At 69.4% G+C, this 22,558-nt stretch carries 26 protein-coding genes and 5 tRNA genes; 23 read left to right on the forward strand and 8 right to left on the reverse strand.

What is annotated here, in order from left to right; genetic code table 11:
- Positions 1 to 219 precede the first annotated feature (219 nt).
- From ACZ5U5_RS37145 to ACZ5U5_RS37165, 5 genes are all read left to right on the forward strand, one after another.
- Positions 220 to 291 (forward strand) — tRNA-Gln (locus tag ACZ5U5_RS37145).
- Between the two features lie 21 nt (positions 292 to 312).
- Positions 313 to 385: transfer RNA gene (locus tag ACZ5U5_RS37150), tRNA-Glu, on the forward strand.
- A gap of 62 nt (positions 386 to 447) precedes the next feature.
- Positions 448 to 520, forward strand: a tRNA-Glu gene (locus tag ACZ5U5_RS37155).
- Between the two features lie 28 nt (positions 521 to 548).
- Positions 549 to 620: transfer RNA gene (locus ACZ5U5_RS37160), tRNA-Gln, on the forward strand.
- Positions 621 to 662: 42 nt separating this feature from the next.
- Positions 663 to 735 (forward strand) — tRNA-Glu (locus ACZ5U5_RS37165).
- 43 nt (positions 736 to 778) lie between these two features.
- Here ACZ5U5_RS37165 and ACZ5U5_RS37170 read toward each other — a convergent pair.
- Positions 779 to 1,432, reverse strand: a complete 654-nt coding sequence (locus ACZ5U5_RS37170; protein WP_469030824.1) for a MerR family transcriptional regulator — start codon at positions 1,430 to 1,432, stop codon at positions 779 to 781.
- A gap of 133 nt (positions 1,433 to 1,565) precedes the next feature.
- Here ACZ5U5_RS37170 and ACZ5U5_RS37175 point away from each other — a divergent pair, with 133 nt between their 5' ends.
- Entirely contained in the window at positions 1,566 to 2,024 is a 459-nt protein-coding gene (locus tag ACZ5U5_RS37175; RefSeq protein ID WP_469031026.1) for a DUF4188 domain-containing protein, read from the forward strand.
- 98 nt (positions 2,025 to 2,122) lie between these two features.
- On the opposite strand, the gene ndgR is transcribed toward ACZ5U5_RS37175, so the two are convergent.
- A complete protein-coding gene (gene ndgR / locus ACZ5U5_RS37180; RefSeq protein ID WP_053137572.1) occupies positions 2,123 to 2,839 on the reverse strand; it encodes an IclR family transcriptional regulator NdgR in 717 nt (238 codons plus the stop codon).
- A 181-nt stretch (positions 2,840 to 3,020) separates the two neighbouring features.
- Here ndgR and leuC point away from each other — a divergent pair, with 181 nt between their 5' ends.
- The 4 genes from leuC to ACZ5U5_RS37200 all read left to right on the forward strand — a co-directional run bounded on the left by leuC (position 3,021) and on the right by ACZ5U5_RS37200 (position 6,386).
- Positions 3,021 to 4,454 carry a 3-isopropylmalate dehydratase large subunit gene (gene leuC, locus ACZ5U5_RS37185; protein ID WP_469030826.1) on the forward strand — a complete coding sequence of 478 codons (1,434 nt, stop codon included), beginning with the start codon at positions 3,021 to 3,023 and terminating at the stop codon, positions 4,452 to 4,454.
- A gap of 5 nt (positions 4,455 to 4,459) precedes the next feature.
- Positions 4,460 to 5,053, forward strand: a complete 594-nt coding sequence (leuD, locus tag ACZ5U5_RS37190) for a 3-isopropylmalate dehydratase small subunit (RefSeq protein WP_469030827.1) — start codon at positions 4,460 to 4,462, stop codon at positions 5,051 to 5,053.
- 239 nt (positions 5,054 to 5,292) lie between these two features.
- Positions 5,293 to 5,529 carry an SCO5555 family protein gene (locus ACZ5U5_RS37195; protein ID WP_363212500.1) on the forward strand — a complete coding sequence of 79 codons (237 nt, stop codon included), beginning with the start codon at positions 5,293 to 5,295 and terminating at the stop codon, positions 5,527 to 5,529.
- A 173-nt stretch (positions 5,530 to 5,702) separates the two neighbouring features.
- Positions 5,703 to 6,386, forward strand: coding sequence for an HU family DNA-binding protein (locus ACZ5U5_RS37200; RefSeq protein WP_469030828.1), 684 nt, complete (start codon positions 5,703 to 5,705; stop codon positions 6,384 to 6,386).
- Between the two features lie 97 nt (positions 6,387 to 6,483).
- On the opposite strand, the gene ACZ5U5_RS37205 is transcribed toward ACZ5U5_RS37200, so the two are convergent.
- Positions 6,484 to 6,687 (reverse strand): hypothetical protein, encoded by a 204-nt coding sequence (locus ACZ5U5_RS37205; protein WP_160507421.1) that lies wholly within the window; start codon positions 6,685 to 6,687, stop codon positions 6,484 to 6,486.
- Between the two features lie 39 nt (positions 6,688 to 6,726).
- Positions 6,727 to 7,362: a 2-phospho-L-lactate guanylyltransferase gene (gene cofC / locus ACZ5U5_RS37210; protein ID WP_469030830.1), complete on the reverse strand. Its 636-nt coding sequence runs from the start codon at positions 7,360 to 7,362 to the stop codon at positions 6,727 to 6,729.
- 164 nt (positions 7,363 to 7,526) lie between these two features.
- Between cofC and ACZ5U5_RS37215 the strand changes: the two genes are divergently transcribed.
- Genes ACZ5U5_RS37215 through ACZ5U5_RS37225 form a run of 3 tightly spaced genes read left to right on the forward strand, consistent with a single transcriptional unit; the run spans position 7,527 to position 10,538 of the window.
- The gene (locus ACZ5U5_RS37215) at positions 7,527 to 8,318 is read left to right on the forward strand and encodes a lysophospholipid acyltransferase family protein (RefSeq protein WP_469030831.1); all 792 of its coding nucleotides are present in this window, start codon (positions 7,527 to 7,529) and stop codon (positions 8,316 to 8,318) included.
- Positions 8,315 to 9,325 carry an NAD(P)H-dependent glycerol-3-phosphate dehydrogenase gene (locus ACZ5U5_RS37220; protein ID WP_469030833.1) on the forward strand — a complete coding sequence of 337 codons (1,011 nt, stop codon included), beginning with the start codon at positions 8,315 to 8,317 and terminating at the stop codon, positions 9,323 to 9,325. Before ACZ5U5_RS37215 ends, ACZ5U5_RS37220 begins: the two co-directional genes overlap by 4 nt.
- A 34-nt stretch (positions 9,326 to 9,359) precedes the next feature.
- Positions 9,360 to 10,538 (forward strand): D-alanine--D-alanine ligase family protein, encoded by a 1,179-nt coding sequence (locus ACZ5U5_RS37225; protein WP_469030834.1) that lies wholly within the window; start codon positions 9,360 to 9,362, stop codon positions 10,536 to 10,538.
- A 16-nt stretch (positions 10,539 to 10,554) separates the two neighbouring features.
- On the opposite strand, the gene ACZ5U5_RS37230 is transcribed toward ACZ5U5_RS37225, so the two are convergent.
- Both ACZ5U5_RS37230 and ACZ5U5_RS37235 read right to left on the reverse strand, forming a co-directional pair.
- Entirely contained in the window at positions 10,555 to 11,037 is a 483-nt protein-coding gene (locus tag ACZ5U5_RS37230) for a DUF3515 domain-containing protein (RefSeq protein ID WP_469031027.1), read from the reverse strand.
- A gap of 26 nt (positions 11,038 to 11,063) precedes the next feature.
- Positions 11,064 to 11,297 (reverse strand): Lrp/AsnC ligand binding domain-containing protein, encoded by a 234-nt coding sequence (locus tag ACZ5U5_RS37235; protein WP_361720591.1) that lies wholly within the window; start codon positions 11,295 to 11,297, stop codon positions 11,064 to 11,066.
- A 209-nt stretch (positions 11,298 to 11,506) separates the two neighbouring features.
- On the opposite strand from ACZ5U5_RS37235, the gene ACZ5U5_RS37240 reads away from it, so the two are divergent.
- A complete protein-coding gene (locus ACZ5U5_RS37240; protein ID WP_363212506.1) occupies positions 11,507 to 12,475 on the forward strand; it encodes a thiamine-phosphate kinase in 969 nt (322 codons plus the stop codon).
- A 122-nt stretch (positions 12,476 to 12,597) separates the two neighbouring features.
- Here the strand turns inward: ACZ5U5_RS37240 and rpmB are convergent, their stop codons facing one another.
- Entirely contained in the window at positions 12,598 to 12,783 is a 186-nt protein-coding gene (rpmB, locus tag ACZ5U5_RS37245) for a 50S ribosomal protein L28 (protein WP_160507429.1), read from the reverse strand.
- 218 nt (positions 12,784 to 13,001) lie between these two features.
- Here rpmB and ACZ5U5_RS37250 point away from each other — a divergent pair, with 218 nt between their 5' ends.
- The 9 genes from ACZ5U5_RS37250 (at position 13,002) to mutM (ending at position 22,121) form a co-directional block, all read left to right on the forward strand.
- Positions 13,002 to 14,669 (forward strand): DAK2 domain-containing protein, encoded by a 1,668-nt coding sequence (locus ACZ5U5_RS37250; protein WP_469030836.1) that lies wholly within the window; start codon positions 13,002 to 13,004, stop codon positions 14,667 to 14,669.
- Between the two features lie 70 nt (positions 14,670 to 14,739).
- Positions 14,740 to 16,932 carry an ATP-dependent DNA helicase RecG gene (gene recG, locus ACZ5U5_RS37255; protein ID WP_469030838.1) on the forward strand — a complete coding sequence of 731 codons (2,193 nt, stop codon included), beginning with the start codon at positions 14,740 to 14,742 and terminating at the stop codon, positions 16,930 to 16,932.
- Between the two features lie 70 nt (positions 16,933 to 17,002).
- Positions 17,003 to 17,596 (forward strand): 16S rRNA (guanine(966)-N(2))-methyltransferase RsmD, encoded by a 594-nt coding sequence (gene rsmD / locus ACZ5U5_RS37260; RefSeq protein ID WP_469030839.1) that lies wholly within the window; start codon positions 17,003 to 17,005, stop codon positions 17,594 to 17,596.
- A 26-nt stretch (positions 17,597 to 17,622) separates the two neighbouring features.
- On the forward strand, positions 17,623 to 18,102 hold the full coding sequence (coaD, locus tag ACZ5U5_RS37265) for a pantetheine-phosphate adenylyltransferase (RefSeq protein WP_365824281.1): 480 nt from the start codon (positions 17,623 to 17,625) through the stop codon (positions 18,100 to 18,102).
- A 110-nt stretch (positions 18,103 to 18,212) separates the two neighbouring features.
- The gene (locus tag ACZ5U5_RS37270) at positions 18,213 to 19,289 is read left to right on the forward strand and encodes a cell division initiation protein (protein ID WP_469030841.1); all 1,077 of its coding nucleotides are present in this window, start codon (positions 18,213 to 18,215) and stop codon (positions 19,287 to 19,289) included.
- Positions 19,290 to 19,421: 132 nt separating this feature from the next.
- Positions 19,422 to 20,099, forward strand: a complete 678-nt coding sequence (locus tag ACZ5U5_RS37275; protein ID WP_469030843.1) for a YceD family protein — start codon at positions 19,422 to 19,424, stop codon at positions 20,097 to 20,099.
- A 2-nt stretch (positions 20,100 to 20,101) separates the two neighbouring features.
- Positions 20,102 to 20,275 (forward strand): 50S ribosomal protein L32, encoded by a 174-nt coding sequence (gene rpmF, locus ACZ5U5_RS37280; RefSeq protein ID WP_003965982.1) that lies wholly within the window; start codon positions 20,102 to 20,104, stop codon positions 20,273 to 20,275.
- 7 nt (positions 20,276 to 20,282) lie between these two features.
- A complete protein-coding gene (gene rnc / locus ACZ5U5_RS37285) occupies positions 20,283 to 21,146 on the forward strand; it encodes a ribonuclease III (RefSeq protein ID WP_469030844.1) in 864 nt (287 codons plus the stop codon).
- Between the two features lie 111 nt (positions 21,147 to 21,257).
- Positions 21,258 to 22,121, forward strand: a complete 864-nt coding sequence (mutM, locus tag ACZ5U5_RS37290; protein WP_469030846.1) for a bifunctional DNA-formamidopyrimidine glycosylase/DNA-(apurinic or apyrimidinic site) lyase — start codon at positions 21,258 to 21,260, stop codon at positions 22,119 to 22,121.
- On the opposite strand, the gene ACZ5U5_RS37295 is transcribed toward mutM, so the two are convergent.
- Entirely contained in the window at positions 22,091 to 22,495 is a 405-nt protein-coding gene (locus ACZ5U5_RS37295) for a winged helix-turn-helix transcriptional regulator (RefSeq protein ID WP_469030848.1), read from the reverse strand. The two genes, mutM and ACZ5U5_RS37295, sit on opposite strands and share 31 nt — an antisense overlap.
- Positions 22,496 to 22,558: the final 63 nt, after the last annotated feature.

Here is a 22,558-nt window from a genome sequence, read left to right on the forward strand (position 1 = left end):
CCGCGAGAGCCGCGCGTACGCCGGCAGAAGGACCCGGAAGCCACCACGGCTTCCGGGTCCTTTCTGCTGGGCCGGCTGTCCCCGATGCTCCGCGGCGATACCCGTTTTGGAGCGCCGTCCACCTTCGGGTAATGTTCTTTCTGCGCCGCCCGAGAAGGCCGAAAGGTCCGACCAGGAAGCGCAAGTCGAGCAAAACTCCCGCGAGGGGTTGCGTATCGATGGCCTATGGTGTAATTGGCAGCACGACGGTTTCTGGTTCCGTTAGTCTAGGTTCGAGTCCTGGTAGGCCAGCTCGCAGAGCTTATCTGCAACGCCCCCGTTGTGTAGCGGCCTAGCACGCCGCCCTCTCAAGGCGGTAGCGCCGGTTCGAATCCGGTCGGGGGTACAGATCCTTCCCATGGAAGCAGTCCGGGTCGCACCCACTGCAGCCGATGCAGGATCGCTAGGGCCCCCGTTGTGTAGCGGCCTAGCACGCCGCCCTCTCAAGGCGGTAGCGCCGGTTCGAATCCGGTCGGGGGTACGCAGTGTCTAGCTGGTCTAGACCACAGTGGGCTATGGTGTAATTGGCAACACGACGGTTTCTGGTTCCGTTGTTCTAGGTTCGAGTCCTGGTAGCCCAGCGCAGTACGGCAGTACAGAGCAGTACAGCAGTGAAAAAGCTAGCCCCCGTTGTGTAGCGGCCTAGCACGCCGCCCTCTCAAGGCGGTAGCGCCGGTTCGAATCCGGTCGGGGGTACAGAAGAGAAGGGGCCTTCCCGCAAGGGAGGGCCCCTTCGTCGTTACGTGGAAGTCCCTTGCCCGAAGCGGTGGTTGGACTCCTCCGTCTGGGCGATCCGGCGCAGCGCGAGCAGGACCGGCTCGTACAGCACGGTGAGCGCGACAGCCGCCTGCAACTGTTCGTCCGAGGACTCGTAACGTTCGATCAAGTCCAGGTCGGCGACGGCCAGTTGACTTCCCGCACGCGCGTAGGGCACCAAGTCCTCGACGGAGCACGGGTATCCGAGCCTGGCCAGGCTGGTGACCGCGGTCACCAGCATCCCGTACGCCGGTGAATGGGCCCCGTATGCCTGGGCGTACTCCCAGTCGAGTCGTTCGAGCAGTGCGTCGACGGTGCGCCGTGCCGCCTCCGCATGCGTGTCGTCCTCGGTGGACTCGGGGCCGTGGGGGAGTGCCCAGACCGCCGTGCCCAGACGGGAGTTGTGGTCCAGGGACTCGTCCTCCAGGGCGGCGAGCACCTCGCGGGCGGAGGCGATCGGCACCCGGCCCACCTGGATGAGCGCCCGGACGAGACGCAGTCGTCGCAGATGCTGCTCGTCGTACTCGGCCTGCGTGGCCGTCACGCGGCGGCCCGGCGGGAGCAGTCCCTCGCGCAGGTAGTACTTGATCGTGGCCGTCGAGACCCCGCTGCGCGTGCTGAGCTCCGCCAGTCTCATCGGCTCGCTCCTTCTCTTGGTTCTCTCTTGCGCTTCCCCTTGGGGAGTGGCACTATCCAATCATGGATAGTCAAGCTATCCAACGCTCTCTGAAGGGGGAACCATCGTGAGCACCAAGCCGATCGAGGGGCGCATGACCGCCGCCGCGCAGGGCCCGGTCACGGTCTTCAACATCGGGATGCGCATCAACAACTTCCGTGCCGTGCGCAGCTGGTGGCCGGTCTTCCGGGCGATGCCCCGGATGCTCAAGGAGCTGTCCCAGGACCGGGGGAGCGGCATGCTCGGCTACCAGCTGCTACTCGGTGGGTCACGGGTGCTGTACGTCGTGCAGTACTGGGAGTCGCCGGAGAAGCTCCTCGCCTACGCCTCCGAGCAGGGCAAGGAGCACCGGCCCGCCTGGGCCGCCTTCAACCGGCGGATGCGGGAGGGCAAGGGGAAGGTCGGCTTCTGGCACGAGACGTACGTGGTGCCGCCCGGCGCCCATGAGGCGGTCTACATCAACATGCCGGAGTTCGGCCTGGGCAAGGCCACCGGTGTGGTGCCCGTGGGTCGCCGGGGAGAGAGGGCCGCCGACCGGCTCAAGGCCGTCTGAGGGCATCCCGGAGAGGTACGGAAAAACGCCCGAGGGGCAGCCGCGGCGTTGAGGCGGCCCCTCGGGCGTTCTGTGTGCTGACTGGGGTGCTTGCGGGGTCAGCCCGTGCGGCGCAGGGCCTCGGACAGTCGTCCCGCGGCGTCGATGATGGCCTGTGCGTGCATCCGGCCCGGGTGGCGGGTCAGGCGCTCGATCGGCCCGGAGACCGAGACGGCGGCGACCACGCGGTTCGAGGGGCCGCGCACGGGAGCGGAGACGGACGCGACGCCCGGCTCCCGCTCGCCGATGGACTGGGCCCAGCCCCGGCGGCGTACGCCCGAAAGAGCGGTGGCCGTGAAGCGGGCGCCCTGGAGGCCGCGGTGCAGGCGCTCCGGCTCCTCCCAGGCCATCAGGATCTGCGCGGAAGAGCCCGCCTTCATCGTGAGCGTCGAGCCGACCGGGACCGTGTCCCGCAGGCCCGAGAGGCGCTCGGCCGCCGCGACGCAGATGCGCATGTCGCCCTGGCGGCGATAGAGCTGCGCGCTCTCGCCCGTCACGTCACGCAGGTGCGTGAGGACCGGGCCCGCCGTGGCGAGCAGACGGTCCTCGCCGGCCGCCGCCGCGAGTTCCGCGAGCCGCGGGCCGAGAATGAAACGGCCCTGCATGTCGCGCGCCACCATCCGGTGGTGTTCCAGTGCCACGGCGAGACGATGTGCCGTGGGTCGTGCGAGTCCGGTGGCCGCGACCAGACCCGCGAGGGTGGCCGGGCCGGACTCCAGGGCGCTCAAGACGAGAGCCGCCTTGTCGAGAACGCCGACGCCGCTAGAGTTGTCCATGCGTCGATACTCGCGTCTCACTCTGTGAAACGCAAGTTCAATTTTCGATGGAACACGTCACCCTGGGACGTGCGATCCGCGGACCAACGGATAGCGGTCCACGCGCGGCACGAGGGGTACGGGCGTGGACGAACAATTCTCTAGTTGGGCCGGCCCAACACAGCCGGTCGGAGGGAAAGCGATGGGTAGGACACTCGCGGAGAAGGTCTGGGACGACCACGTCGTCCGGCGCGCCGAAGGCGAGCCCGACCTCCTCTTCATCGATCTGCACCTGCTGCACGAGGTGACGAGCCCGCAGGCCTTCGACGGCCTCCGCCAGGCAGGCCGCCCGGTGCGGCGCCTCGACCTCACCATCGCCACCGAGGATCACAACACCCCGACCCTCGACATCGACAAGCCCATCGCGGACCCCGTCTCGCGGGCGCAGTTGGAGACGCTGCGCAAGAACTGCGCGGAGTTCGGCGTACGGCTGCACTCGCTCGGCGACGTCGAGCAGGGCGTCGTCCACGTGGTGGGCCCGCAGCTGGGCCTGACCCAGCCCGGCACCACCGTGGTCTGCGGTGACTCCCACACCTCCACGCACGGCGCCTTCGGAGCGCTGGCGTTCGGCATCGGGACCTCCCAGGTCGAGCATGTCCTGGCGACCCAGACGCTGCCGATGGCCCCGCCGAAGACCATGGCCATCACCGTCGACGGCGAACTGCCCCACGACGTCACGGCCAAGGACCTGATCCTCGCCATCATCACCAAGATCGGCACCGGCGGCGGCCAGGGCTACGTCCTGGAGTACCGCGGCTCCGCCATCGAGAAACTCTCGATGGAAGCCCGCATGACCATCTGCAACATGTCGATCGAGGCCGGTGCCCGCGCGGGCATGATCGCCCCCGACAAGACCACCTTCGACTACATCGAGGGCCGCGACCACGCCCCGAAGGGCGAGGAGTGGGACGCGGCGGTCGCGTACTGGAAGACCCTGAAGACGGACGACGACGCGGTCTTCGACGCCGAGGTCTACATCGACGCCACCCAGCTGGCGCCGTTCGTCACCTGGGGCACCAACCCGGGCCAGGGCGCGCCGCTCTCGGCACAGGTCCCCGACCCTGCTTCGTACGAAGACGCCTCGGAGCGGTTCGCCGCCGAAAAGGCCCTGGAATACATGGGGTTGACCGCCGGGCAGGCGCTGCGCGACATCAAGGTCGACACCGTCTTCGTAGGTTCGTGCACCAACGGCCGTATCGAGGACCTGCGCGCCGCGGCCTCCATCGTCGAGGGGCGCAAAGTCGCCGACGGCGTACGGATGCTGATCGTCCCCGGCTCGGTCCGGGTCGCCCTGCAGGCCATCGAGGAGGGCCTGGACAAGGTCTTCGTCGCCGCGGGCGCCGAATGGCGGCACGCCGGCTGCTCGATGTGCCTGGGCATGAACCCCGACCAACTGGCGCCCGGCGAGCGCTCCGCGTCGACGTCCAACCGCAACTTCGAGGGCAGGCAGGGCAAGGGCGGCCGCACCCACCTGGTGTCGCCCCAGGTCGCCGCCGCGACCGCGGTGACGGGCCACCTTTCGTCGCCCGCCGACCTGACCGATGCCCCTGACGCCCCCGTCACCGCCGGAGTCTGAGAGCCATGGAAGCATTCACCACGCACACCGGCCGGGCCGTTCCGCTGCGCCGCAGCAACGTCGACACCGACCAGATCATCCCCGCCCACTGGCTGAAGAAGGTCACCAGGGACGGATTTGAGGACGGGCTCTTCGAGGCCTGGCGCAAGGACGGCGAGTTCATCCTGAACAAGCCCGAACGCCAGGGCGCCACGGTCCTGGTGGCAGGCCCCGACTTCGGTACGGGCTCCTCGCGCGAGCACGCCGTCTGGGCGCTGCAGAACTACGGCTTCAAGACCGTCATCTCCTCGCGCTTCGCCGACATCTTCCGCGGCAACTCGCTGAAGAACGGCCTGCTCACCGTCGTGCTCGACCAGCAGGTCGTGGACGCGCTCTGGGAGCTGACCGAGCGCGACCCGCAGGCCGAAATCACCGTTGACCTGCAGGATCGCCAGGTCCGCGCCGAGGGCGTCACCGCCGACTTCGAGCTCGACGAGAACGCCCGCTGGCGTCTGCTGAACGGTCTGGACGACATCAGCATCACGCTCCAGAACGAGCCGGACATCGCCGCGTACGAGGCCGGGCGACGCTCGTACAAGCCGCGGACCGTGCAGGTCTGACACCCCCGCAACACCCTGGTGTACCCCCAATCGTGGACGGTTGGGGGTACATCTGTGTCCGGGCCCGGGAGGGGGTCCGCTGACCTGAACGGGTGGTCTCAACTCCCTTGATCCGGACGGAAGAAGAGGCTTGAAATCCCCTTGTACTCGGTCCGACCGGGTACCCTCAGGAGGGCGCCGGATGTGGGTAGTTACCCCCTGCGGAGGCGACAACTCGCCCCAGATGGCACAATCGGTGCATGGAACGTGACAGCCAACTCGAGCTCTACGGGCTTGTTGCGGACCAACTGAAGGAAGCGCACTCAAGGGTGCGTGCACTGCAAGTCCCGGAGGGCGTACGGATGGCGCTGACCCGGAAGCTGCTGGTCATTACGGCCGCGGCCAAACACGATCTCGCCGATGCGGCAAGGCGTCTGGAGCGATTGATGGCGTCCCTCGACGAAGCTGAAGAGGGCCGATTCCCCGAAGATGCCTGAGCCACAAGGCTCAAACGGCCCTTCGAGGAACCTTCGAGGAACTCATGGACAGCCGAGTTCGTTGCGGCACAAGGGTGATTAGCCCGTTTCGTGTTTGATTTGCGGTATATATCTGCCTAACGTGCGAAAAAGCCTGGCGAATACGCTCGGGCGAGGTCTCCGAAGGGGAAGACGTGAACAAGGCGCAGCTCGTAGAAGCGATTGCCGACAAGGTGGGAGGCCGTCAGCAGGCCGCCGACGCCGTGGACGCGGTTCTGGACGCAGTCGTCCGTGCCGTGGTCAGCGGAGACCGAGTTTCGGTCACCGGGTTCGGCTCGTTCGAGAAGGTTGACCGTCCCGCCCGTTACGCCCGCAACCCGCAGACCGGGGAGCGCGTTCGGGTCAAGAAGACCTCGGTTCCGCGCTTCCGCGCCGGTCAGGGCTTCAAGGACCTGGTGAGCGGCTCGAAGAAGCTCCCGAAGAACGACGTCGCGGTCAAGAAGGCGCCCAAGGGCAGCCTTTCGGGCGGCGGCGCCTCGGCGACCGTCAAGAAGGCCGCGGCCAAGAAGGCCACCGCCAAGAAGGCGACGGCGAAGAAGGCCACCCCCGCCAAGAAGGCCACCGCCAAGAAGACGTCGGCGACCGCCAAGAAGGCGGCCACGGCCAAGAAGGCCACCGCCAAGAAGACGTCGGCGACCGCCAAGAAGGCGGCCACGGCCAAGAAGGCGACGGCGAAGAAGGCCACCCCCGCCAAGAAGGCCACCGCCAAGAAGACCGCGCCGGCCACCAAGAAGGCCACCGCGAAGAAGACCGCTCCGGCCAAGAAGTCGACGGCGCGCAAGACCACCGCCAAGAAGGCGACCGCCCGCAAGAAGTAAGGGCACGAGGGCACTCACGCGCCGGGCCGGGCTCCCCACTGGGAGCCCGGCCCGCGGCGTGTGCGGAGGCTTCTCAGCCCGTCAGCACGCAAGCACGTCAGAAGGTCTGCAGCGTCACCAGCGTGATGCGGCGGCCCTCGCCCTCTCCCTCGACCTCGATCCGCACCCGCTGGCCGGGCCTGAGCAGCCGCAGGCCGCCCGCGTCGAACGCCGGGGGGTCGAAGGGCACCGGAGTGCCGTCGTCGAGCAGCACGCTGCCGCTGCGGGTCTCGGAGTCGTACGTGTACGCGGTCGCCTGCATGGGGGAAGCGTACTCAGTCGGCGATCTCAATCGGCGATCTCAGTCGGTGATCAGTAGCCTCGCGGCAGCCGCCGCCGTGCGCGGCCCCACGCCCAGCGCGAGCGCGGCCCGCAGGTCGTCGCCGGTGTCCACGTCCTGGCGTACGGAATCGACGTCGTCGAGCGGAAGTTCCACCGCCCCCAAGGCCGCGTGCCGGGAACGGGACGCCGCGCCGAATACCGGACGCAATTCCATGCCGGGGGCAGCGGAGAGCAACGTCGTACCGATTCCGGCGGCATCCGCGAGGAAGGATCGGGGAAATCGGGCCGCACTGTCCAGTACCCGGGTCAATTCCAGGGGGCGCAGTGCGGGGAGATCGGCATTCAGCGCCGCGACGGCTGTCTCGGGCCGCCCGGCGCGCACGTCCGCCGCCCCGTGCGCCAGGGCCGCGTTGAGGCCCCCCGCGGGCTCGTCACGGACGATCCTGGCCCCCAGCGCCGCCAGCTCGCGCCCGGCGAGGCCGTCGTCCGTGACGACCACCACATCCCGTACCGCGGGGCAGGCCATGGCGGCGGCCACGGTGTCCTGCGCGAAGGCGAGGGCGAGGCCGGGGCGCAAGGTGTCGCCGGTGGTGGGGGTGAGCCTGCTCTTGGCGCGCTCCAGCGGTTTCAGGGGTATCACCAGGGTCCACTGCACGGGTGGCGGCTCCGTCCTTCGCGTCAGGCCCATTGTGACCTGCTGGGCGCGGCACTACCGGGGCCGGGTTCCGGAGGGCGGGCGTACGGTGTTCTCGACAGACAGACAGACAGCCTGGGGCGACACTTGTGCGGCCGACCAGGTTCATGGAGGAAGGTGTCCGAGTGTCCCGCCGCAGAATCGGCTTCTGGTACCGCCTGGCGGCGGTCATCGCAAAACCGCCGCTGGTGGTTCTGTTCAAGCGGGACTGGCGAGGAATGGAGCACATTCCGGCCGACGGTGGATTCATCACGGCGGTGAATCACAACTCGTATATCGACCCGCTCTCGTACGCGCATTTTCAGTACAACACCGGACGAGTGCCTCGTTTCCTGGCAAAGGACGGCCTTTTCAAGGACGGCTTCGTCGGCAAGGTCATGAAGGGCACGGGCCAGATCCCGGTCTACCGCGAGACCACGAATGCGCTCGACGCCTTCCGTGCCGCGGTCGACGCGATCGAGCGCGGTGAGTGCGTGGCGTTCTACCCCGAGGGCACCCTCACCAGGGACCCCGAGATGTGGCCGATGACCGCCAAGTCCGGTGCCGCGCGGGTCGCCCTGCGGACCAAGTGCCCGGTGATCCCCGTCGCCCAGTGGGGCGCCAACCTCGCGCTTCCCCCGTACAGCAAGAAGCTCAGCCTCTTCCCGCGCAAGACGCTCAAGGTCCTCGCGGGCAAGCCGGTCGACCTCTCGCGCTTCTACGACAAGGAACCCACACCCGAGATCCTGCGGGAGGTGACCGAGGAGATCATGGCCGGGGTCACCGAACTCCTTGAGGAGATCCGGCAGGAGAAGGCTCCCGCGGTTCCCTACGACCCGCGCAAGGCGCGGCTCGCGCAACGCCGCAAGGCGACCGGCCTGAGCGGTTCAGGCGTCCCCGAGAACAGCCCCCAGAACACCACGGAGGACAGCAAGTGACGAACCCGGTGAGGGTCGCCGTCTTCGGAACCGGATCTTGGGGTACTGCCTTCGGCATGGTCCTCGCCGACGCCGGGTGCGACGTCACCCTGTGGGCCCGCCGCGCCGAACTCGCCGACGCCGTCAACTCCTCGCACAGCAACCCGGACTACCTCCCCGGTGTCGAACTCCCGGAGAACCTCAGGGCCACCACCGACCCGGCCGAGGCCGCGGCCGGCGCCGACTTCACCGTGCTCGCGGTGCCCTCGCAGACGCTGCGCGGCAACCTCGCCGAGTGGGCGCCGCTGCTCGCCCCCGACACCGTGCTCGTCTCCCTCATGAAGGGCGTCGAACTGGGCTCCGCGATGCGGATGAGCGAGGTCATCGAGGACGTCACGAAGGTCGCCGCCGACCGCGTGGCCGTCGTCACGGGCCCCAACCTCGCCCGCGAGATCGCCGCGAGGCAGCCCGCCGCCGCCGTGGTCGCCTGCCGGGACGAATCGATCGCGCAACGCCTGCAGACCGCCTGCCACACCCCGTACTTCCGCCCGTACACGAACACGGACGTCGTCGGCTGCGAACTCGGCGGCGCCGTCAAGAACGTCATCGGTCTCGCCGTCGGCATCGCGGACGGCATGGGCCTCGGCGACAACACGAAGGGCTCGCTCATCACGCGCGGGCTCGCCGAGACCACCCGCCTGGGCATGGCGATGGGCGCCGACCCGCTGACGTTCTCCGGACTCGCGGGCCTGGGCGACCTGGTGGCCACCTGCTCGTCGCCGCTCTCGCGCAACCACACCTTCGGCACGAACCTCGGCAAGGGCATGACTCTCGAGGAGACCATCGCGGTCACCAAGCAGACCGCGGAGGGCGTCAAGTCCTGTGAGTCGGTGCTCGATCTGGCCCGCAGGCACGGCGTCGACATGCCCATCACCGAGACGGTCGTGGGCATCGTGCACGAGGGCACACCCCCGGTCGTCGCCCTCAAGGAGCTGATGTCGCGCAGCGCCAAGCCCGAGCGCCGCTGACTCTCCCCGGACCAGCGGGTACCCTCAAGCCGATATGAGCAGCGAGAACCTCCCCCAGAGCCCCGAGCCGCGCCCCGAGCAGAGCTCTGGGCTGCCGCTCCGCAAGCCGCGTGTGGCCGTCGTGTTCGGCGGCCGCAGCTCGGAGCACGGCATCTCGGTCGTCACGGCGGGCGCCGTACTGCGTGCCATCGACCGCACCAAGTACGACGTCCTGCCCATCGGCATCACGACGGACGGCCGCTGGGCCCTGACCGCCGACGATCCCGACCGCATGGCGATCACCGACCGGCAGGTGCCCAACGTCGACGCGCTGGCCGAATCAGCCGACGGCGGCGTCGTCATGCCCCTGGACCCCGGCAACCGCGAGGTCGTCTACATCGAGCCCGGCTCCGTGCCCAAGGCGCTCGGTGAGGTCGACGTCGTCTTCCCGATGCTGCACGGTCCCTACGGAGAGGACGGCACCCTCCAGGGGCTCCTGGAGCTCTCCGGAGTGCCCTACGTGGGCGCCGGGGTGCTCGCGTCGGCCGTCGGCCAGGACAAGGAGTACATGAAGCGGGTGTTCACCTCCTTCGGGCTCCCCGTCGGCCCGTACCTGGTGATCCGCCCGCGCGAGTGGGACCGCGACCAGCAGACCGCCCGCAAGAAGATCGCGGAGTTCGCCGGCGAGCACGGCTGGCCGCTGTTCATCAAGCCCGCGCGCGGGGGCTCTTCGATGGGCATCACGAAGGTCGACTCCTTCGAGGGCCTCGACGAGGCGATCGAGGAGGCCCGCCGTCACGACCCCAAGATCCTCGTCGAGTCGCTGCTGCGCGGCCGCGAGATCGAGTGCGGGGTCCTGGAGTTCGAGGACGGGCCGCGCGCGAGCGTGCCCGCCGAGATCCCGCCGGTGCAGTCGCACGACTACTACGACTTCGAGGCGAAGTACATCGACTCGACGCCCGGGATCGTGCCCGCCCCGCTGACGCCCGAGCAGACCGCCGAGATCCAGCGGCTGGCGGTCGACGCCTTCGAGGCCACGTCCTGCGAGGGCCTGGTGCGCGCGGACTTCTTCCTCACCGAGGACGGGTTCGTGATCAACGAGATCAACACCATGCCGGGCTTCACGCCCATCTCGATGTACCCGCAGATGTGGGAGGCGAGCGGCGTCAGCTACCCCGAGCTTGTGGACCGCCTCGTCCAGGCGGCCCTCAACCGGTCGACGGGGCTGCGCTAGCCCCTCGCGGGAGGCGCTAGGCGATCCCCTTGGGGATCGTCTTCCTGACGGGGGCGGCGAAGTCCGTCAGCGGGCTCACGCCGCTCCCCGCACGCTCCTCGGGCAGCGTGATCTCCACGTACGCCTTGCGCAGCGTGGACGTGAAGCGGAACGAACCGTCGTCCTGCTGCTCCATCAGCCAGTTGACGCCGTCAGCCGTCACGCCGTCCGCCTCGGGGTCGTTCATCTTCGGCGGTCTGGCGACACCGCAGCGCAGTATGATCGCCGGGTCTCCCCACCCGGCGGTCAGCTCCGACTTCGGCTCGGGATCAGCGCGCTTCAGACCGTCGACCTTCTTCGGCAGCCGCTTGTCCAGGTTCCGGCACAGTTCGGTGACCTTGCTGTCCGGGGTGGGAACCGCAGCCTTTGCCGCTTCGTCTGCTGAGGAGCAGCCCGCGGACGCGATCAGCAGTGCGAGGGCGGGAGCGGAGACGAGGCAGCGACGCCGGCGACGGGAAATCTTCACCGGCCAAGGGTAGACGGGGGCTACAGGTGCACGACGGGGCAGGTCAGGGTCCGGGTGATGCCGTCCACTTGCTGGACTTTGGCGACCACCATGCGGCCGAGTTCGTCGACCGTGTCCGCCTGGGCGCGCACGATGACATCGTAGGGTCCGGTCACGTCCTCGGCCTGGATCACTCCTGCGATCTTGCCGATCAGCTCGGCGACGGTCGACGCCTTGCCGACCTCTGTCTGGATCAGGATGTACGCCTGTACCACGGAACCTCCAGGGCGGCCACGAGGATCATGTGGGGAGAAGGGACGCCACGGTACCGCGTCGCCGCTTCCCACGGGGAGACCCGGGGGAGCTGTGGCGCGCACATCGTGGGGGACGGGCAACAGAAGTTGACGGTCATATCGACCGTACCTATGACAGTGACGGCTCGCGACCGCGAGCCGAGCAGCGTGAAAGGGCATGGTGAGTCCCGGTGAAGGGAACCGTCGGCGAGTTGGGGGAGTTCGGGCTCATCAGGGAACTCACCTCCCGGCTCACGTCCACCCCGGCCGTCCGGCTCGGCCCCGGCGATGACGCCGCCGTCGTGTCGGCCCCCGACCGCAGGGTCGTGGCGAGCACCGACATCCTCCTGGAGGGGCGGCACTTCCGCCGCGACTGGTCGACGGCGTACGACGTGGGACGCAAGGCCGCCGCGCAGAACCTCGCGGACATCGCCGCCATGGGCGCCGTACCGACCGCGCTCCTCCTCGGCCTGGTCGTGCCCGCCGAACTCCCCGCCAGCTGGCCCACCGAGCTCATGGACGGCCTGCGGGACGAATGCCAGGTCGCGGGAGCCGCGGTCGTGGGCGGAGACGTCGTACGGGGCGACACGATCACCGTCGCGATCACCGCGCTCGGCGATCTGCGCAACCACGAGCCGGTCACCCGCGCCGGTGCCCAGCCCGGCGATGTCGTCGCCGTCACCGGCTGGTTGGGCTGGTCCGCCGCCGGGCACGCGGTGCTCTCCCGCGGCTTCCGCTCACCGCGCGCCTTCGTGGAGGCCCACCGCAGGCCCGAACCGCCGTACCACGCGGGCCCCGCGGCCGCCGGCCTCGGCGCCACCTCGATGACGGACGTGAGCGACGGGCTCATCGCCGACCTCGGCCACATCGCCGACTCGAGCAAGGTGCGCATCGACATCCGTTCCGGAGACGTCGACGTGCCCACCCAGATGAACGACATCGGCCAGGCCGTCGGCGTCGACCCGCTGCAGTGGGTGCTCAACGGCGGCGAGGACCACGCCATCGTGGCGACGTTCCCGCCGGACGTGAAGCTGCCCGCCCGCTGGAAGGTCATCGGCGAGGTCCTCAACCCCTCGGCCCTGCCCCAGGTGACGGTGGACGGCGCGCCCTGGACCAGCAAGGGCTGGGATCACTTCGGGGACAACGGAGACGTGGAGTGAGCACCTGAGCGAGGGGGCACACGAAAGAGCCGGTCCCCCGAAGGGGACCGGCTCTTTCAGCAACCAGCTAGGTGGCCGCGCATTGGGGCATCCCCTGCTCATTAGGAGCTTGGGGACAATCGTCAGCGCGAGACCTTGCCGGCCTTGATGCACGAGGTGCAGGCGTTGAGCCGCTTCGGCGTCCCGCTGACCACGGCACGAACGCGCTGGATGTTCGGGTTCCAGCGACGGGACGTACGGCGGTGAGAGTGCGAGATGTTGTTGCCGAAGCTCGGCCCCTTGCCGCAGACGTCGCAGTTGGCAGCCACGGGTCACTCCAAGACTTCAGATGCACTTACGGGTAATCCCGGCATGCCGGGATCAGTGCAATGATCGTGGGTGGCGTTGCCAGGAGGAATGTCCCGATGGGTATCGGGCAACCGGAGCAGCATACAACGACTGCTTCGGTAGAACGAAACTACCATGTCTCGCCCAGGCCCCGCCCCGGGCCCTTCGCCCTTCCCGGTCTACGCTGCGTCCATTCCGGATGCCCTTAGGAGGCGAGCAGGTGCCGCAGAACCTCGACGCCGTCGCGGTGCGCGCCTGGTGTGGCCTCGCTCTGGACGCCCTGGGAAGGGCCCGCGAGGAGATCGACGCGATCAACGTCTATCCGGTCGCGGACGGAGACACCGGAACCAACCTCTATCTGACCGTGGAATCGGCATCCCAGGCGGTCGACGCCGCGTTCACCGGCCTGGATCCGACCCACCCCACGCTGGCCGAGGCCGCGCGGGCGATGGCACACGGAGCGCTGATCGGGGCCCGCGGCAACTCGGGCACGATCCTGTCGCAGCTCCTGCGGGGCATGGCGCAGGTCCTGGGCGCCGACCATGACACGGATCACGCCGACGGCCGGGCGCTGGCGCTCGCACTGCACCGGGCCGCCGAGTCGGCCTACCAAGCGGTGGCCCACCCCGTGGAGGGCACGGTCCTCACGGTGGCGGCCGCCGCTGCCGACGCGGCCTCGGGCGCCGACGGCGACTGCGGGACGGTGGCGCGGGCCGCGTACGACGGTGCGTGCCGGGCGCTGGACGCGACACCGGAGCAGCTCGCGGTGCTCGGCCGTGCGGGAGTGGTGGACGCCGGGGGGCGCGGGCTCGTGGCGGTGCTCGGGGCGCTCGTGGGGGCCCTGTCGGGCGGGACGCTGCCGCTGCGGGCCGCGCCTCCACGGACGGCCGAGGGCGCGGGCAGTGCCGTCGTGGAGTGCCAGGACGCCCCGGCCGACGGTGCCGCCCCCGCCTTCGAGGTCATCTACCTCCTGGAGGCCGACGACACCGCTGTGGCCCGGCTGCGGACGCGGCTCGACGGGCTCGGGGACTCGCTCGTGGTCGTCGGCGGCGACGGGCTGTGGAACGTCCACGTCCATGTGGACGACGCCGGTGCCGCCGTCGAGGCCGGCGTCGAGGCAGGGCGGCCCCACCGCATCCGCATCACTCACTTCGGGGTGGGCGACGCGCACACCGCGGGCGCCGCGCAGCCGCCCCGCGAGCGGGTGCAGCGCGGGATCGTCGCCGTCGTGCCGGGGGAGGGGCTCGCCGGGCTCTACGCCGACGCGGGTGCGACCACCGTGCCCACGCGCCCCGGGGAGCCGCCCGCCAGCGGAGAGCTCGTCGACGCGATCCGGCGGGCCCACGCGCGCGAGGTGGTGCTTCTGCCCAACGACGCCGAGCTGCGCCACACCGCCGCGGCCGCGGCCGAGCAGGCCCGTACCGAAGGGGTGCGGGTGGCGCTGATCCCGACCCGGTCCGCGGTCCAGGGCATCGCGGCGCTGGCCGTGCACGAGCCGGACCGCCGCTTCGACGAGGACGTCGTCGCGATGACCTCGGCGGCCGGCGCGACGCGATACGCCGAACTGGCCGTCGCCGAGCGGCAGTCGTGGACCATGGCGGGCATCTGCCAGGCCGGGGACGTCCTCGGCCTGATCGACGGCGACGTCGCGTTGATCGGCGACGACACCACGCGCACCGCACGGTCCGTCCTCGACCGGATGCTGGCGGCGGGCGGCGAGATGGTCACGCTGGTGCTCGGCGACGACGTGCCGGACAGCCTCGGCGACGACCTGGAGAAGCATGTGCGCGAGGTGCATCTGGCCGTGGACACGGTGGTCTACCGCGGCGGACGCCAATCGGCCCTGCTCCTGATCGGCGTGGAATAACCCTGCCTTCGGTGTTCCTGACCAGCGGATTTCGGGGACGTACGCCGAATTGTCAGTGGAGTGGTGTGCAATGGATCTCGTGCCCGCGCTCGAAGAACCCCTGAAGAAAGTGGTCGGTCCCGCCACCGCGAAGGTGATGGCCGAGCACCTGGACCTGCACACGGTCGGCGACCTGCTGCACCACTACCCGCGGAGGTACGCGGAGCGGGGCGAGCTCACCCGCCTCGCCGACCTCCCGCTGGACGAGCACGTCACGGTGGTCGCCCAGGTCGCCACGGCGCGCATCCTCACGTTCAACGGCGGCAGGGGCCAGCGCCTCGAAGTGACGATCACCGACGGCAGCGGCCAGCTCCAGCTGGTCTTCTTCGGCCGGGGCATCCACAAGCCGCACAAGGACCTGCTGCCGGGCACGCGCGCGATGTTCGCGGGCAAGGCATCGGTCTTCAACCGAAAGATGCAGCTCGCCCACCCGGCGTACGAACTCCTCAAGGGCGACGCCGACGACGCGGTCGACTCCTGGGCAGGCGCCCTCATCCCGATCTATCCGGCCACCGCCAAGCTGGAGTCCTGGAAGATCGCCAAGTCCGTCGACGCGGTCCTGCCCAGCGCACAGGAGGCCGTCGACCCGCTGCCGCCGAGCCTGCGCGAAGGACGGGAACTGATCCCGCTCCCCGAAGCGCTCCTGAAGATCCACCGCCCGCAGACCAAGGCCGACATCGAATCCGCCCGCGCCCGCCTGAAGTGGGACGAGGCCTTCGTCCTCCAGGTGGCCCTGGCCCGCCGGAGGTACGCGGACGCGCAACTCCCCGCGACCGCCCGCCGCCCCCGCGAGGGCGGCCTGCTCGACGCCTTCGACGCCAAGCTGCCCTTCACCCTCACAGAGGGCCAGCAAAAGGTCTCCAAGGAGATCTTCGACGACTTGGCGACGGAACACCCGATGCATCGCCTGCTGCAGGGCGAAGTCGGTTCGGGCAAGACGATGGTGGCCCTGCGCGCGATGCTTGCCGTCGTGGACGCGGGTGGGCAGGCGGCGATGCTTGCGCCGACCGAGGTTCTCGCGCAGCAGCATCACCGCTCGATCACCGAGATGATGGGCGAACTCGCCGAGGGCGGCATGCTCGGCGGCTCGGACCAGGGCACCAAGGTCACGCTGCTCACCGGCTCCATGGGGGTGGCGGGGCGGCGGCAGGCCCTGCTCGACCTGGTGACAGGCGAGGCCGGGATCGTCATCGGCACGCACGCGCTGATCGAGGACAAGGTCCAGTTCCACGACCTCGGCCTCGTCGTCGTCGACGAACAGCACCGCTTCGGGGTCGAGCAGCGCGATGCCCTGCGCGGCAAGGGCAAGCAGCCCCCGCACCTCCTCGTCATGACGGCCACGCCCATTCCGCGCACGGTCGCGATGACGGTCTTCGGCGACCTGGAGACCTCGGTCCTCGACCAGCTCCCCGCGGGCCGGTCACCCATCGCAAGCCATGTCGTCCCGGCCGAGGACAAGCCCCACTTCCTGGCGCGCGCGTGGGAGCGTGTGCGCGAGGAGGTCGAGAACGGCCACCAGGCGTACGTGGTCTGCCCCCGGATCGGCGATGAGGACGACGACCCGAAGAAGGCCAAGAAGAAGGCCGAGGAGGAGGCCACCGCCGAGAAGCGGCCCCCGCTCGCCGTCATCGAGGTCGCCGAGCAGCTCGCCCGCGGCCCGCTGAGCGGCCTCAAGGTCGAGGTCCTGCACGGCCGCATGCAGCCCGACGACAAGGACGCGGTGATGCGCCGCTTCGCCGCGGGCGAGACCCAGGTCCTGGTCGCGACGACGGTCATCGAGGTCGGAGTGAACGTCCCGAACGCCACCGCGATGGTGATCATGGACGCCGACCGCTTCGGCGTATCGCAGCTGCACCAGCTGCGCGGCCGCGTCGGCCGTGGCTCGGCCCCTGGCCTCTGCCTCCTGGTCACCGAGATGCCCGAGGCCAGCCCCGCCCGCGGCCGCCTCGGAGCCGTGGCCGCCACGCTCGACGGCTTTGAGCTCTCCCGGATCGACCTGGAGCAGCGCCGCGAGGGCGACGTCCTCGGCCAGGCGCAGTCCGGTGTCCGCTCCAGCCTGCGCATGCTCGCCGTCATCGAGGACGAGGAGATCATCGCCGAGGCCCGCGAGGAGGCCGTGTCGGTGGTCTCGGCCGACCCGGATCTGGAGCACCTGCCCGAGCTGCGCACCGCCCTGGACGCCCTCCTGGACGACGAGCGCGAGCAGTACCTCGACAAGGGCTGACAGGCGGCGCGGGCATCGGGGCTGAGAGACTGGGGCCGGACCACCCGTACGTACACCGACAAGGACTCAGATGACCCGCGTGATCGCCGGTGTGGCCGGCGGACGTCGCCTCGCCGTCCCGCCAGGGACCGGCACACGGCCCACGACCGACCGCGCACGCGAGGGCTTGTTCTCCACCTGGCAGGCCCTGCAGGGCACGCTGGACGGCGCACGCGTCCTCGACCTGTACGCCGGGTCCGGTGCCATCGGCCTCGAAGCGCTCTCGCGCGGGGCGGGCCACGCCCTGCTCGTCGAGGCCGACGCCCGCGCGGCGCGCACCGTCCGGGAGAACGTGAAGTCGATCGGCCTGCCCGGCGCCGAGGTCAGGGCGGGCAAAGCGACCCAGATCATCCAGGGCGGCGCCCCCACGACCCCGTACGACCTGGTCTTTCTCGATCCTCCGTACGCCGACACCGATGACGATCTTCGCGAGATCCTGCTCACACTCCGCGCCGGGGGCTGGCTCACGGACGATGCGCTCGTCACCGTTGAACGCAGTACCAGAGGCGGAGAATTCGGCTGGCCCGACGGCTTCGAAGCACTGAGGTCCCGTCGCTACGGCGAAAGCACGTTTTGGTACGGTCGCGCCGCCTCTACGTGCGACGACTCAGTGATCGCGCCATGACCGGACCGGAGAGCGAGGGACTCACGTTGCGCCGCGCCGTCTGTCCGGGGTCGTTCGACCCCATCACCAACGGACACCTCGACATCATCGCCCGCGCCTCCAGGCTGTACGACGTGGTGCACGTCGCGGTGATGATCAATCAGTCGAAGAAGGGCCTGTTCACCGTCGACGAGCGGATCGAGCTGATCCGCGAGGTGACCGCCGACTTCGGGAACGTCGAGGTCGAGTCCTTCCACGGCCTCCTCGTCGACTTCTGCAAGCAGCGCGACATCCCGGCCATCGTCAAGGGTCTGCGCGCGGTCAGCGACTTCGACTACGAACTGCAGATGGCCCAGATGAACAACGGCCTCTCGGGTGTCGAGACGCTCTTCGTGCCCACCAACCCCACGTACAGCTTCCTGTCCTCCTCGCTCGTCAAGGAGGTCGCGGCCTGGGGCGGCGACGTCGCCCACCTGCTGCCGCCGGTGGTCCACGAGGCGCTGACCGAGCGCATCGGCAAGAAGTGACGGCCCTCCGGGCGAACTGACAGCCCGTCACCCGGTGTCGGTCGGCCGCCGACTGGCCTTACAGTCGTGCCGTCCGTCTCCAACCAGCTGTAGAGAGTGGCGAGCACACGGTGGACGTGCAGAAGAAGATCGACGAGATCGTCGACGCGGTCGGCAGCGCCCGGTCCATGCCGATGTCGGCCTCGTGCGTGGTCAACCGCGCCGATCTGCTGTCGATGCTCGAAGAGGTGCGCCAGGCGCTGCCCGGCTCCCTCGCCCAGGCCCAGGAGCTCATCGGCGGCCGCGAGCAGCTGGTCGAGCAGGCCCGCCAGGAGGCGGAGCGGATCATCGAGACCGCGCACGCCGAGCGCGGTTCGCTGATCTCCGACACGGAGGTCGCCCGGAACTCCCAGGGCGAGGCCGAACGCATCCTCGCCGAGGCCCGCCAGGCCGCCGAGGAGGTCCGCGTCGAGGCCGACGACTACGTGGACAGCAAGCTGGCCAACTTCGAGGTCGTCCTCACCAAGACCCTCGGCTCGGTCGGCCGCGGCCGCGAGAAGCTCCTCGGCACCGGACCCGGCCTCGACGAGCAGGGCTACGAGGACGAGGACGCCCCGCAGCGCAGCCACGACCCCGAGACGCTCCGCCGCGACGCGGACGCGTACGTCGACGCCAAGCTCGGCGCCTTCGAGGCGGTCCTCGCCAAGACCCTGGAGGCGGTCGGCCGCGGCCGCCAGACCCTGCACGGCCGGGCGCCCGCCGACGACCTCGCGGCCCTCGCCGAGGGCCTCGGAGGGTCGCAGGCGCACACCACGGACGCCGAGTACCTCGCGGGCCTCACCGATCCCACGGCGCCCGCGGCCCCCGCAGCCCCCGCCCCTGTGGCCCCGCAGCCTCCCCAGGCGCCCCCGCAGATCCCGGCTCAGCAGCCGTACGCGCCGCCCCAGCAGGAGCCGGACCCGTACGCGTACCAGCAGCAGGATCCGTACGGCTACCAGCAGCAGTACGCCCAGCAGGATCCGTACGGCTATCAGCAGCAGGATCCCTACGGATACGCGCAGCAGGGGTACGACCAGTCCCAGCAGCAGGGGTACGCGGAGCCGCAGCAGCAGCATCACCAGGCGCCCGGCGTGCTCGACGAGACCAGCCTCTTCGACACCGGCATGATCACGGCGGAGCAGCTGCGCCAGTACGAACAGGGCCGCTGACGCCCGGTCCGTGGTCCTCGCAGGACCGGATTGGGCCGTGAGCGAAAGGTCCAGTATCCTGGTTCTTCGGTCGCGCGTACGTCCGCGATCCAGGCTGCCCGGCTGACGAGCGAAGCTCGTTTTGGGCGGCCCTTGAACTTCCAGGATTCGAAAGCAGGAAAAGCCCTGAGTGCTCGCCTTGACCACCGCAACCCACTCGTGTTCGACACACACGAGCTGGGTCGGCGTCCCGGTGCGCTGCAGCGGCTGACCCGTTCCGTCGAAGCGCCCGGTTCGCCGGCCGTCCTCGGCATCGAAGGGGTCATCGGAGTGCCGGTAGGCGCTCCGGTCGAGCTGAAGATCCGCCTTGAGTCGGTCATGGAAGGGGTGCTTGTCACAGGCACCGCCCGTGCGTCGGCCGAGGGGGAGTGCGTAAGGTGTCTGGAGCCGCTGAAGCTTGAGGTGGAAGCGGATTTCCAGGAGATGTTCTCGTACCCTGACGCCGACGACCGGGGCCGCACCGCGGAACCGGCCGACGACGCCGAGGACGACGAGGACAGGCTCTATCTCGAGGACGGCTTGTTCGACCTCGAGCCTGTGCTGCGTGATGCGGTGGTGCTTGCACTGCCGATGCAGCCGGTGTGCCGGGACGACTGTCCGGGCCTGTGTTCCCAGTGCGGGGCACGGCTCGCGGACGACCCGGACCACCACCATGACGCCGTCGACATTCGTTGGGCGGCATTGCAGGGACTCGCCGGGACCATCCAGGACGGCGAGAAGGACGACGTGAGCGGCGCCGAAGCCGGCGTCGACGAGAAGCAGGAGAAGTAGCCGTGGCTGTTCCGAAGCGGAAGATGTCGCGCAGCAACACGCGCCACCGCCGGTCGCAGTGGAAGGCTGCGGTCCCCACCCTGGTTTCGTGCGAGCGTTGCCAGGAGCCGAAGCTGCAGCACATCGCGTGCCCGAGCTGCGGCACGTACAACAAGCGCCAGGTCCTCGAGGTCTGAGCGGCTGGTGAGAGGCACCGTGTCTAGCCACAAGATGGCGGAAGACGCCCACGCTGAAAAGGCTGCAAACGCCAAGAAGCAGGCGGAGAACACGGCCTCGTCCCACACGCTTTTGGAAGGGCGGCTCGGGTACAAACTCGAGTCCGCCCTTCTGGTGCGTGCACTGACCCACCGTTCGTACGCGTACGAGAACGGCGGTCTGCCGACGAATGAGCGGCTCGAGTTCCTCGGGGACTCGGTGCTCGGTCTCGTCGTCACGGACACGCTCTATCGCGCCCACCCCGACCTGCCCGAAGGCCAGCTGGCCAAGTTGCGGGCCGCGGTGGTCAATTCGCGTGCGTTGGCGGAGGTCAGTCGTGGCCTCGAACTCGGCCTCTTCATCCGGCTCGGCCGGGGCGAAGAGGGTACGGGTGGCCGGGACAAGGCATCCATCCTCGCCGACACCCTTGAAGCGGTGATCGGCGCGGTCTATCTGGACCAGGGTCTGGACGCGGCGGGCGAGCTGGTACACCGGCTCTTCGACCCGCTGATCGAGAAGTCCTCGAACCTGGGCGCGGGCCTGGACTGGAAAACCAGCCTCCAGGAGCTCACCGCCACCGAGAGCCTCGGCGTGCCCGAGTATCTCGTCACGGAGAGCGGCCCGGACCACGAGAAGACCTTTACTGCTGCCGCCCGCGTCGGAGGCGTCTCGTACGGCACCGGCACCGGCCGCAGCAAGAAGGAAGCGGAGCAGCAGGCCGCGGAGTCCGCGTGGCGTGAAATTCGCGCTGCCGCGGATGAGCGGATCAAGGCGGCGGAAGCCGCCGCCTCGGCTCCTGCTGTTGCCGCTGCCGCGGAGGTTGACGAGGGCTCCGAAGCCTCGTCTGCCTGACAGCAGCTTTACTGTTGGTGCCGGTTGCCCTACGGGTGGCCGGCACCAGCTTTTTCGCCGCTTCGCGGTATTTTTTCCCGCCCACCCACCCGATTGCCCCGGAGTAGTCCCGTGCCCGAGCTGCCCGAAGTCGAAGTCGTCCGGCGCGGTCTTGAGCGGTGGGTGGCTCATCGGACCGTCGCCGATGTCGAGGTGCGCCATCCGCGTTCCGTGCGGCGGCACCTCGCGGGCGGCGACGACTTCGGTCTCCGCCTCAAAGGGCACCGGGTCGGTACGGCGATGCGGCGCGGAAAGTATCTCTGGCTGCCGCTCGAGGACAGCGGCACCTCGATCCTCGCGCACCTCGGCATGAGCGGGCAGCTGCTCGTCCAGCCCCAAGAGGCGCCCGACGAGAAGCACTTGAGGATCCGCGTGCGGTTCGCCGATGCGCTCGGCACCGAGCTGCGCTTCGTCGACCAGCGGACCTTCGGCGGTCTCTCGCTGCACGAGACCACCCCGGACGGGCTGCCGGACGTCATCGCGCACATCGCACGCGATCCGCTCGACGAGCAGTTCGACGACGCGGCCTTCCACGCCGCGCTGCGCCGACGGCGTACAACGATCAAACGGGCCCTGCTCGACCAGTCGTTGATCAGCGGCGTCGGCAACATCTACGCGGACGAGGCCCTTTGGCGGGCGAAGCTGCACTACGAGCGTCCCACGGCCACGTTCACCCGTCCGCGCACGGCCCAACTCCTGGGCCACGTAAGGGATGTGATGAACGCGGCGCTGGCTGTCGGCGGCACGAGCTTCGACAGCCTGTACGTGAACGTGAACGGCGAGTCCGGATACTTCGAGCGGTCGCTCGACGCCTACGGACGTGAGGACGAGCCGTGCCGCCGCTGCGGTACGCCGATGCGCCGACGCCCCTGGATGAACCGCTCCAGCTACTTCTGCCCGCGCTGTCAGCGGCCGCCGGTCGCCCGCTTGTCGTAGCGGTCGCGGGCTTCGAGCACGCCGTCCATCCTGCCTTCCACGAAGTGGATGAGGTTCATCAGGCGGTCGGTGATCTCCCGGCCCAGCGGGGTCAGCTCGTAATCCACCCGCGGCGGATTCGTGGGCTGCGCCTCGCGGTGGACCAGGCCGTCGCGCTCCAGTGCGTGCAGCGTCTGGGACAGCATCTTCTCGCTCACGCCGTCGACCCGGCGGCGCAGTTCGTTGAAACGGAACGTGCCCTCGTGCAGCGCGCCCAGGGTGAGTGCGCCCCAGCGTCCGGTGACGTGCTCCAGGGTGCCGCGCGAGGGGCACTGCTTGGAGAACACGTCAAACGCCAGGTCCTGGGCGGCGTCGGTCTGAGCGGGGGAGTCCATGCAGTCAGCATACTCCCGCACAGCGCCGACCCAGGGGTGGCGCTAACTGGAAGTTAGTGCTCC

The organism is Streptomyces sp. NPDC033177 (assembly GCF_055577715.1).